Origin of the sequence: Eubacterium sp. AF34-35BH (assembly GCF_003477765.1) — a bacterium.
GTDB lineage: Bacteria > Bacillota > Clostridia > Lachnospirales > Lachnospiraceae > Eubacterium_G.
The window spans coordinates 73,090-85,463 of sequence record NZ_QUDZ01000005.1 but is presented as its reverse complement, the minus strand read 5'-3'; the positions used below and the strand labels follow the sequence as shown (position 1 = coordinate 85,463).

Sequence of the window (12,374 nt, the reverse complement as noted above, 5' to 3'; positions counted from 1 at the left end):
CCTGGTATTTTTATAAGGAACTTTATGCAATATTAAGCAGGTAAATATTATATGTGAGGATGCTGGTGCAAGCGAGTATTATATAGAAGTGTCGTCAGATGGCCAAACATTCACGCGAATTGCGGAAGAGCAAGATGGAATTTCGTATAATTATAAAAATGACACGATGATTCTAGATGAAATGGTGAATGCCCGCTATATAAGAATTAATGGTACGTCTAGAAACACAGAATATGGGTATTCTATAAGGGATATTGCTGTTTATGGAAAAAGTATTGATACAAAACCAGATGGAACAACACCAGATACATCAACACCAGACACATCAACACCAGATGAAACAACAACACCAAAGCCAACAACAGCTAAGCCAAAGGCAACAACAAAGAAAGTAACAAAGAAAGCTTCACTTAAGCGAACAAAGATTGCTAAGAAAGTAACAAAGAAATTTAGATCAAAGAAAGTTAAATTAACATTCAAGAAAGTTATGGGTGCTAAGAAGTACACAGTACAGGTATCAAAAAGTAAGAAGTTTAAGAAAGTTCTTTACAAGAAGACAGTTAAGAAGATAAAAGTTACTCTTTCAAGCAAGAAATTAAAGAACAAGAAGAAATTATACGTTAGAGTAAAAGCAGTTGGCGCTAAGAAGTGGTCAAAGGTTGTTAAAATTAAAGTAAAGAAATAATTAAAATTACATATTTTAATCTAACAGAGTCCCTTATGAACTGTAATGGTTCGTAAGGGATTTTTTTTCACTTGTATTTTACAGTAAACTGGTTTAAAATATAACTTGAATAATTGTTTATATACACAAATGCAGTTAAAAAAGCAAGGAGAATTATATGATTTCAAATCAAATTTTACAGAACACAATTGAAGGAATTAAGAGTATCTCAAGAGTAGATTTACATGTGACAGATACAGATGGAAAGGTTGTAGCCTCAACATCACATACAAGTGAACAGTTTGAAAATTCAGTTTTGGCATTTGTAGCATCACCAGCAGACAGCCAGTCAGTACAGGATTACCAGTTTTTTAAGGTATATGATGAAAATCAGTTAGAGTTGATCTTGATTGCCCAGGGAACAAGTGATGATGTGTTTATGGTTGGAAAGATGGCTGCTTTTCAGATTCAAAACTTACTTGTTGCATACAAAGAAAGATATGATAAGGACAATTTTATTAAGAATCTTCTTTTAGACAATCTCCTCCTTGTAGATATATATAATAGAGCAAAAAAATTACATGTAGATGTGGATGCAAGAAGATGTGTCTGCATTATTGAAACAAAAAATGAAAAAGACAGTGTTGCACTTGAAACAGTTAGAACATTGTTTGCAGGTAGCAAAAAAGATTTTATTACAGCAGTAGATGAAAAGAGTATTATCCTTGTAAAAGAAGTTGATGACAATCAGGGATATGAAGAAGTTGAACATATTGCCAACACAATAGTTGATATGTTGAATACAGAAGCTATGGTTAAGGCAAACGTAGCTTACGGAACAATCGTTAAGGAAATCAAAGAAGTTTCACGTTCATACAAGGAAGCAAGAATGGCACTTGATGTTGGAAAGATTTTCTTTAGTACAAAGAATGTTGTTGCATATAACAATCTTGGAATTGGTCGTTTGATTTATCAGTTACCTATTCCACTATGTAAGATGTTTATTAATGAAATTTTTGATGGCAAGTCACCGGATGAATTCGATGATGAAACATTAACAACAATTAACAAGTTCTTTGAAAATAGTTTAAATGTCTCAGAAACATCTAGACAGTTATATATTCATAGAAACACATTAGTATATAGATTAGACAAGCTTCAGAAGACAACAGGTTTGGACATTAGAGTGTTCGAAGATGCCATTACATTTAAGATTGCATTAATGGTTGTTAAATATATGAAGTACATGGGTAATACTGAATTTTAGTAATATTGAATTTTAATCTATTTATTAAAGACTTAATATGATATTTAATAGAAGGACATTCATACATTGTTTAAGTGCTGCTTTAAGTACAGAAATTTAAATATTTCTAAATATTACATATAAAAAGGACACAGAATTTTAACAAATTGCTATTTAAATATATAAGTGGACAGGCTGGGTAAGCATTGGTGTTGATTCAGTGATGTCGGGACTTATATTAATGAACTAATATAATAATCATATTTTACTTTTATGGAAGAAATAGAACATAAAAGAAATTAAAAAATTATATTCGACAAATTTTTATTACATTTGCGTAATATAATTTTTTGGTGTGTAAAAAAATAAGATTGCGATAATGTATAACATTTAATGTGGAAGATTAGTTCATTACACATATGTTAAGGAGTAGACAAATGATTAGTATAAAAGGTGTAAGTAAATCTTATGGAAACGGCGCACCTGCTCTTAGCAATTTAAATTTAGAAATTGAAGATGGCGAGTTTGTATTCGTTGTTGGAGCCAGTGGTTCAGGAAAATCTACTTTTATTAAATTGCTTTTGAAGGAACTTAATCCAACAGAAGGAATGATAACAGTAGGTAACATTAAATTATCTAAATTAAAATCAAGAGGAGTGGCTAAGTATCGTAGAAAACTTGGTGTAGTTTTCCAGGACTTTAGATTACTACAGGACAGAGATGTATATTCAAACATTGCTTTCGCACAGCATGTTATTGGAGCGTCTCCAAGAGAAATAAAGAAGAATGTTGCAAGGGTACTTTCCTTGGTAGGTTTATCAGAAAAGTATCGTTCAAATCCTAATGAGTTATCAGGTGGTGAGCAGCAGAGAGTTGCTTTGGCAAGAGCGTTGGTAAACAAGCCTGACATATTACTTGCCGATGAACCTACAGGAAACCTTGATCCTGAAAACTCATGGGAGATTATGAAATTATTAGATAAAGTAAACAAACAGGGAACCACCGTTATTGTTGTTACTCACAACCTTGAAATTGTAGAGGCAATGAACAAGAGAGTAATTACAATGAAGAAAGGTGTAAAAGTCAGCGATAGCAAGGTGGTGGAATAAATGAATGGAAGAACAGTAGGATACTGCTTTAAACAGGGTGTCGTTAATATTAAGAGAAATAAGTTGTTCTCAATTGCATCAATTTGTACAATTGCTGCCTGTATTTTTCTTATTGGAATTATACTTTCTATTATTATTAACGTTAATTCTGTGGAGAAGCAGGTAGAGCAAAACGTTGGTGTTACTGTATTTTTTGATAAAGGTTTAAAACAGGAACAGATTGACGCTATTGGTGCAACAATAAAAGCTGATAAGCATGTTGAAAAATACAAATACACATCAGCAGAGGAAGCTTGGAAGGAATTCCAGGGAGATTACTTCGCAGAAGATCCTGAATTGGCAAAGGCATTTGCAAATGATAATCCATTAGCTGATTCAGCATCATATACAGTTTTCCTGAAAAACATTGATGAACAGGATGCTTTTGTAAATAGAATCTCAAAAGTTCAGGGTGTTAGAAAGGTTAAACATTCAGAGCAGGCAAAAGAAACATTAAGTAAGTTTTCAAAACTTTTAGGATATGTATCAATAGCTTTGATAGTAATTTTATTAGGCGTGGGAATTTTCTTAATCAGTAATACAGTTATGATTGGTATAACCGTTAGAAGACATGAAATTAAAATCATGAAATTGATTGGTTCAACAAACGGCTTTGTTAGAGCACCATTTATTATAGAAGGTGTTATAATTGGTCTTGTTGGTTCAGCTATACCTCTTGTTATTTTAAGAGTGATTTATGAAAGATTAATAGCTTTTGTAATGTCAAAGGTAGGAGTTATGGCAAGTTCAATTTCTTTTGCAACAGTAGGTGAAATATTTGGAGTGCTTGTTCCATTAGGACTTGGAATTGGAGCCGGAATTGGTTTAGTTGGTTCATTCCTTTCAATTAGAAAGCACTTAAAAGTTTAATGGAGGAGATAAACAGATGAAAAAGAATTTTTCGAGAATATTAAGTTTATTACTTTCCGCAACATTAGTTTTATCAATGGCAGGAACATCATTTGCCAGCGTTTCAAGTGAAAAAAGCAAGCTGTCAGATTTAAATAGCCAGAAAATTAAGAAAAATGCAGAAAAGAAAAAACTTCAGGCTTCAAAAAGTGAAGTCGAAGCTTATATTGAAGAAGTTGATAAAAAATTAACTGATTTATCAACACAGATATATAAAACACAGCAGGAATTAGATAAGACAGAAGTTAATATTAAGAAAACAGAGAAGAAATTAAAAGCAGCAGAAGAAAGCATTAAGGCTCAGTATGCTGACATGAAGTTAAGAATTAAGTATATGTACGAAAATGGTGATACAGAATTACTTGACTTAATTTTAAATTCAAAGAGCATTACAGAATTCTTAAACAAAGCTGAATATATTACAGAATTATCTCAGTATGATAGAAAAATGCTTAACAAGTTAAAGCAGACAAGAAAGACAATTTCTGATTCAAAAACTTCTTTGGAGAAAGATAAGAAGAACCTTGTAACAATGCAGACAAAGCAGAAGACAGATAAGTCACAGCTTGAAAGTACAGTTGCATCAAAGCAGTCAGAATTATCTGAATATGAAGATTTGCTTGAGCAGAATGAGGCTTCTTCAGATGCACTTGATCAGGAAATTAAGGCACAGGAAGAAAAAGTAGCTCAGGCTAAGATCGCAGCACAGACAACACAGGCTCCAACTCAGGCAGCTGCAAAAGCACAGACAAATACAAACAATAATACAAATAACAACACAAATAATAATAACAATACTGATACAAATACAAACCCAACACCAAGCAAATCCAGTGGTTGGATTTATCCGGTACCAGGACACACATCAGTTTCATCAGATTATGGATACAGAAAAGATCCATTCTCAGGTAGTAGCACATTCCACAACGGAATTGACTTCCCTGCACCAGGTGGAACTCCTGTAGTAGCAGTAGCAGACGGTACTGTAGTTTGGGCAAATTATAATGCCACAGCAGGAAACTGGACAGGTATTAAACACTCAAATGGTGTAACATCAGTTTACATGCATCAGTCATCAATTTTAGTAAGTGTTGGTCAGCATGTAAGTCAGGGACAGACAATTGGTTTAGTTGGTACAACAGGTTCATCAACAGGTAACCATTTACATCTTGGAGCAACAAGTGGAACAACACCAGGTAACTGGGTAAATCCATGGAGTTACTTCTAAACAGAATGAAACATAATATTTTATAAATAGTAAAGAATGAAAAATTAATTATTTAGTTTTTCATTCTTTATTGTTATAAAAGAAAAAATAGTTTAATATACATAAGTAGTATGATTCGCAAGGAGAAAGTCCTGTTAAAAAATTCATAAAAGTGATTATGTTATTATGCAAATTTGAATTATAATTTATTTGAACATACTTAAATGAAAAGGTTAAAGTGTAAAGCGAGGAAGAGATTGATATGGAAAAAATAAATGTAAAGAAAATTAATAAAAAAATCGAGAAAAAGAAAACTAAAACAAAATTTGTACCTGGCTTTCTTTTAGGTATGTTTGCAATGTTGGTTTTGGGAGTAGCAGTTGGCGTTGGACTGCATTTTTCTCAAGATAGCGTAAAAACGGATGCTACATATGCTGTGGACAAGGCAGAATCAAAGATCAAATCTTTAGAGGCATTAATCAACTTAAAATATTTGAAGAATGTGGATCAGGAAGATTTGGAAAACGGTTTATATAAGGGACTTTTAGAAGGATTGGGAGACCCTTATTCAGTTTATTACACGAAAGAAGAGTACACAAAGTTAATGGAAAGCACTTCCGGTGAATATTGCGGGATTGGAGCTTATGTTTCACAGAACACAGAAACAAAAGTAATAACAATAACAAAAGCTTTTAAGAATGGCCCGGCAGACAAAGCCGGAGTAAAAGATGGTGACGTTATTACAAAGGTTGATGGAAAAGATGTATCTTCAGAAGATGTTGATAAAGTGGTCAGCATGATGAAAGGGGATAAAGGAACAAAAGTTAAGTTAACAGTATATCGTCAATCAGTTAAGAAATATGTGGACGTTACAATTACAAGAGGAGAAGTAAAAGTACCTACTGTAGCACACAAAATGCTTGATAAGAAGAACAAAATCGGTTACATACAGATTTCTGAATTTGATACGGTAACCGCTAATCAGTTTTCATCAGCTTTAAGTTCTTTGAAAAAGCAGGGCATGAAAAAGGTAATTTTTGACTTAAGAAATAATCCGGGTGGTTCTTATGAAGGCGTTTGCAAAATATTAGATGAAATCTTACCGGAAGGAACGATTGTTTATACTAAAGACAAATACGGAAACGAGGAAAAGCAGACTTCTGACGCAAAATGTTTAGATATGCAGATTGTCGTTTTACAAAATAAAAACAGTGCCAGCGCATCTGAAATTTTTGCCGGAGCCATACAGGACTTTGGTGCAGGAACAATTGTAGGAACACAGTCTTTTGGCAAAGGAATCGTACAACAAATTATTCCATTAACAGACGGTTCAGCAGTTAAAATTACAATTGAAGACTACTATACACCAAGTGGCAAAAACATTCATGGAAAAGGTATTACACCAGATGTAAAGATTGAGGCAAACGGAAAAACAGATGTACAGCTAAATAAAGCATTAGAAGTTTTAAAGAAAAAATAGATCATAAAAATAAATTAGAAACAATGTGACGTTTAAAAAATTCAAAGTAATAATTTTTTTAAAACAGAAAATCCATTACGGAAATTGTAGTCTATTAAAAAATATATTAGGAAGGTTTATATTATCAATTTTGTGTTATCAATTTTTATGAGGAAAATAAAACTATGATAATAGGTTTGAATTAGATATGTAATAATAGGTAAAATATAAAGCAGGATGCTAAAGGATAAATGTAATCCAAAGGCACCTGCTTTTATGCTGAGAGAAACAGAAAATGTAAGTTAGAAATCCCATAGATGAGCTGGAAATAGTTTAATTTTAAAAATATATGATATATAAAGTAATAATGAGTATAAATAAAAAAGTGTAGAGTAAAAAAGACATATATACAAATAAAAAAAGAACATGAGTTCGAAAATACTATATACTTTTTTCAGACTTTTTGTTATAATTTGTTTATGCAGTTGTCGAAAAGAAATGAGACATTTATATGTTGCTGAAAAGAAAACAAATATTATGTGTCATTGGAATTAGTTAAGTATTTATAGATGGTTAGAAATAGATTTATAGGAGATTTGTATGGATCATTTTGAATTACATTCAGAATATCAGCCAACCGGGGATCAACCTCAGGCTATTAAGCAGTTGGTTGAAGGTTTTAAGAAAGGAAATCAGTTTGAAACATTGCTTGGTGTAACAGGTTCTGGAAAGACTTTTACAATGGCAAATGTTATTGCACAAATGAATAAACCAACATTAATTATTGCTCATAATAAGACTTTGGCGGCACAGCTTTATGGGGAGTTTAAAGAATTTTTTCCTAATAACGCTGTGGAATACTTTGTTTCCTATTATGATTATTATCAGCCGGAAGCTTATGTGCCAAGTACAGACACATATATTGAGAAGGATTCTGCAATAAATGATGAAATAGATAAATTACGACATTCGGCTACTATGGCGTTAATAGAGCGAAAGGATGTTATTATTATATCTTCGGTTTCGTGTATTTACGGTTTAGGTGATCCAATAGATTACAAAAACATGGTAGTGTCCCTTAGACCGGGAACTATTAGAGATAGAGACGATATTATTCATAAGCTAATAGAGATTCAGTATGACAGAAATGATATGGATTTTAAACGAGGAACTTTTAGGGTAAGAGGGGAGAATCTGGAAGTATTTCCTGCATCATACACAGATAGTGCCATACGAGTTGAATTTTTTGATGATGAAATAGAAAGAATAACAGAGATTGATTCTTTGACAGGCGAAGTGCGTCACGAATTAGAACATGTGGCTATTTTCCCAAATTCACATTATGTAGTTAATCCGGAGAAATTAGAGAGAGCTATTAAGGATATAGAAGCAGAGTTGGCAGAACAGGTGGCTTATTTTAAATCAGAGGATAAGCTGATTGAGGCACAGCGAATAGCAGAGAGAACTAATTTTGATATGGAAATGCTTAGGGAAACAGGGATATGTTCAGGAATCGAGAACTATTCCCGCCATATGGCAGGACTGGCTCCCGGAGCAACACCACATACGTTAATGGAGTATTTTGGTGATGAATTCCTTATAATGATTGATGAAAGCCATATTACAATACCGCAAATTCGTGGAATGTATAATGGGGACCAGGCAAGAAAAAGCACATTGGTGGATTATGGTTTTAGACTGCCATCGGCAAAGGATAACAGACCACTTAGGTTTGATGAATTTGAGGGGATGATTGACCAGATGCTTTTTGTTTCAGCTACACCTAATACTTATGAAGAGGAACATGAGTTACTTAGAGCTGAACAAATTATCAGACCAACAGGTTTGCTGGATCCTGAAATTAGTGTAAGACCAATTGAAGGTCAGATAGATGACCTTATTACTGAAATCAATAAAGAAGTTGAGAAGAAAAATAAAGTTCTGGTTACTACTTTAACAAAGAGAATGGCAGAAGATTTGACGGATTATATGAGAGATGTAGGAATTAGGGTTAAGTACCTTCACTCTGATATTGATACATTAGAGAGAACAGAAATTATCAGGGATATGCGTTTGGATGTTTTTGATGTTTTAGTAGGTATTAATCTTTTAAGAGAGGGACTTGATATACCGGAAATCAGTCTGGTTGCAATTTTAGATGCAGACAAGGAAGGATTCCTCCGTTCAGAGACATCTTTGATACAGACTATAGGTCGTGCGGCCAGAAACTCAGAAGGTCACGTAATAATGTATGCTGACAATATTACTGAGTCAATGGATAAGGCTATTACTGAAACTAACAGACGTAGGAAACTTCAGCAGGAATATAATAAGGAACATGGAATTACTCCAACTACAATTAAAAAGGCTGTTAGAGAACTTATTAGTATTTCTAAAGAAGTTGACAGAAAAATTAATGATATTGAGAAAGATCCTGAGTCAATGGATTCAAAAGAATTGAAGAAGTTAATTGACAAGGTTGAAAAGAGAATGCAGAAAGCAGCAGCAGAACTTGATTTTGAGACTGCTATTGAAATGCGTGAAAAACTGGCAGAACTTAAGAAAAAATATAGAGAATGATGATAATTAATGGAGAGTGAAAATAATGTCGGACAAGAAAAAGTACATTAAAATAAAAGGGGCTAATGAGCATAACTTGAAGAATATTGATATTGAAATTCCAAGAGACGAATTTACTGTAGTTACAGGTTTAAGTGGCTCGGGAAAATCGTCTTTGGCATTTGATACAATTTATGCAGAAGGACAGAGAAGGTATATGGAATCTTTGTCATCCTATGCCAGACAATTCTTGGGACAAATGGAGAAACCCCAGGTGGAAAGTATTGAAGGTTTACCACCGGCAATTTCAATAGACCAGAAATCTACAAACAGAAACCCACGTTCAACAGTTGGAACAGTTACAGAAATATATGATTATATGAGATTACTATATGCCAGAGCAGGTGTACCTCACTGTCCAAAATGTGGCAAAGAAATCAAGAAACAGTCAGTAGATGAAATTGTTGACAGAATTTTAGAATTACCGGAACGCACTAAGTTCCAAATACTTGCGCCTATTGTAAGAGGCAAGAAAGGTCGTCACGAGAAGGTTTTTGAAAGTGCAAAGAAAAGTGGTTATGTACGTGTAATTGTTGATGGAAACATGTATCAGCTAACAGAGGAAATAACTCTTGATAAGAATATAAAACATAATATAGAAATTGTTGTAGACAGATTAAGTATAAGAGAAGGAATTGAGAAACGTCTTACAGATTCCATAGAGAATGCGTTGAAGTTAGGTAACGGTTTGATGAATCTGGATGTAATTGGTGGAGAGACAATAACATTTAGTCAGAACTTTGCATGTACTGATTGTGGAATTAGTATAGACGAAATTCAGCCACGAAGCTTCTCGTTTAATAATCCTTTTGGTGCATGTCCAGATTGTTACGGTTTAGGATATAAGATGGAATTTGACGTTGACTTAATGATTCCTAATCAAAGTCTTAGCATAAATCAGGGGGCAATTGTAGTTTTAGGCTGGCAAAGTGCTAACGATAAAAAGAGCTTTACCAATGCTATTTTACAGGCACTATGTAAGAAATATAAGTTTGATTTAGATACTCCGTTTGAAAAATATCCTAAGAAAATTAAAGATATTCTGATTTATGGAACTAATGGTGAAAGTGTGCCTGTACATTATACAGGCCAGCGTGGACAAGGGATATATGATATTGCCTTTGAAGGTTTGATTCGTAACGTAGAAAGACGTTACAGAGAAACAAGTGCCGAATCTACCAAGGCAGAGTATGAGTCATATATGAGAATAACACCTTGTAGCACATGTCATGGTCAGAGACTTAAGAAAGAATCTTTAGCTGTAACAATTGGCGATAAAAATATTATTGATATGACAGAAATGTCGGTTAGAGACTTGAGAAAGTTTTTAGATGAAGTTCAATTAACAACTACACAGATGGCTATAGGTAAAGAAATTCTGAAAGAAATAAAAGGTCGTCTTCAGTTTTTAATTGATGTAGGTTTGGATTATTTAAGCTTATCACGAGCAACAGGTACCTTGTCAGGTGGTGAAGCTCAGCGTATTAGGCTTGCTACCCAAATAGGTTCAGGTCTTGTTGGGGTTGCCTATATAATGGATGAACCTAGTATCGGTTTACATCAGAATGATAATGAAAAGTTATTAAAGACATTGAAGCATCTTAGAGATTTAGGTAATACTTTAGTAGTTGTTGAACATGACGAAGACACTATGCTTGCAGCAGATTACGTGGTAGACATTGGTCCCGGTGCAGGTGAACATGGTGGAGAAGTAGTGGCAAAGGGTACTGCTAAGGAAATAATGAAGAACAAAAACTCTATTACAGGAAAATATCTAAGTGGCAAATTGAGAGTCCCTGTTCCTGAAAAAAGAAGAAAGCCAACAGGTTATCTTAAGGTAAAAGGAGCAAAGGAAAACAATTTAAAGAATATTAATGTAAAAATTCCACTTGGTGTATTTACATGTGTAACAGGTGTTTCAGGCTCAGGAAAGAGTTCTTTAGTTAATGAAATAATTTATAAAAGCCTAGCAAGAGAGTTGAATAGAGCTAGAACAATTCCCGGAAAATTTAAAGAAATCGAAGGAATTGAACAGTTAGATAAAGTTATAAACATTGATCAGTCACCAATAGGAAGAACTCCTAGAAGTAATCCTGCAACCTACACAGGTATGTTTGATATTATTAGAGATTTATTTGCAGCCACAATGGATGCAAAGGAGCGTGGATACAAGAAAGGAAGATTCAGCTTTAATGTAAAAGGTGGACGTTGCGAAGCATGTTCAGGTGATGGAATACTTAAGGTTGAAATGCATTTCCTGCCAGATGTGTATGTGCCTTGCGAAGTATGTGGAGGAAAGCGATATAACAGAGAGACTTTAGAAGTTAAATATAAGGGTAAAAATATTTATGACGTTCTTGAGATGACGGTGGAAGAAGCTATGGAATTCTTTAAGAATGTTCCAAGAATATATAATAAGGTTAAGACGCTTTATGATGTGGGCTTAGGATACATCAGATTAGGTCAGCCAAGTACACAGTTGTCAGGTGGTGAAGCTCAACGAATTAAACTGGCAACCGAGCTAAGTAAAAGAAGTACAGGTAAGACAATCTATGTTTTAGACGAACCTACAACGGGGCTTCATTTTGCCGATGTTCACAAACTTGTGGAAATTCTTCAGAGATTAACTGACGAGGGAAATACAGTTTTAGTTATTGAACACAATTTGGATGTAATAAAGGCTGCAGATTATATTATTGATATGGGACCTGACGGCGGAGACCGAGGTGGTACGGTAGTAGTTGCAGGAACACCGGAACAGGTGGCAGAACATCCTACAAGTTACACAGCCAAGTTTGTAAAACAGAAGTTGGAAGAGGCAAAATAGAAGAAAAATGGTCATTTTTAATAAGAAAACGATTCATAAAAATGTTTAAATAAAAACACTTTTATGCAACACTTACAAACTTAAAAAAGTATAAGAAAAATGCTTTTAATTTGTGTAAAAACATGCTACATTAGAGTTACAAAATAAATAAGCATTAAGCACCTGGAACGACTTATACAGTGCATTTAACAACCACCTTGTTATTAGATGTCGACCTAATAGCAACAGTATCTAAGATAAGAGGTGAAAGAAATTTTACCCAATGATATCTGCTGACATGGCAATCAACGGGAGA

General features: G+C 33.7%; 8 protein-coding genes. All 8 read left to right on the top strand.

Going from position 1 to position 12,374, the window contains the following annotated elements:
- Positions 1-31: 31 nt before the first annotated feature.
- Positions 32-685 (top strand): discoidin domain-containing protein, encoded by a 654-nt coding sequence (locus DWZ69_RS07120; RefSeq protein ID WP_117999923.1) that lies wholly within the window; start codon positions 32-34, stop codon positions 683-685.
- A gap of 157 nt (positions 686-842) precedes the next feature.
- Positions 843-1,931: a helix-turn-helix domain-containing protein gene (locus tag DWZ69_RS07115; protein ID WP_117999922.1), complete on the top strand. Its 1,089-nt coding sequence runs from the start codon at positions 843-845 to the stop codon at positions 1,929-1,931.
- 416 nt (positions 1,932-2,347) lie between these two features.
- Positions 2,348-3,019, top strand: coding sequence for a cell division ATP-binding protein FtsE (gene ftsE / locus DWZ69_RS07110; protein WP_117999921.1), 672 nt, complete (start codon positions 2,348-2,350; stop codon positions 3,017-3,019).
- Positions 3,020-3,928, top strand: coding sequence for a permease-like cell division protein FtsX (gene ftsX / locus DWZ69_RS07105; RefSeq protein WP_117999920.1), 909 nt, complete (start codon positions 3,020-3,022; stop codon positions 3,926-3,928).
- A gap of 16 nt (positions 3,929-3,944) precedes the next feature.
- Positions 3,945-5,195, top strand: a complete 1,251-nt coding sequence (locus DWZ69_RS07100; protein ID WP_117999919.1) for a peptidoglycan DD-metalloendopeptidase family protein — start codon at positions 3,945-3,947, stop codon at positions 5,193-5,195.
- Positions 5,196-5,436: 241 nt separating this feature from the next.
- Positions 5,437-6,654 (top strand): S41 family peptidase, encoded by a 1,218-nt coding sequence (locus tag DWZ69_RS07095; protein WP_117999918.1) that lies wholly within the window; start codon positions 5,437-5,439, stop codon positions 6,652-6,654.
- A 579-nt stretch (positions 6,655-7,233) separates the two neighbouring features.
- Positions 7,234-9,213 (top strand): excinuclease ABC subunit UvrB, encoded by a 1,980-nt coding sequence (gene uvrB, locus DWZ69_RS07090; protein ID WP_117999917.1) that lies wholly within the window; start codon positions 7,234-7,236, stop codon positions 9,211-9,213.
- A gap of 25 nt (positions 9,214-9,238) precedes the next feature.
- A complete protein-coding gene (gene uvrA / locus DWZ69_RS07085) occupies positions 9,239-12,079 on the top strand; it encodes an excinuclease ABC subunit UvrA (RefSeq protein WP_199521899.1) in 2,841 nt (946 codons plus the stop codon).
- Positions 12,080-12,374: the final 295 nt, after the last annotated feature.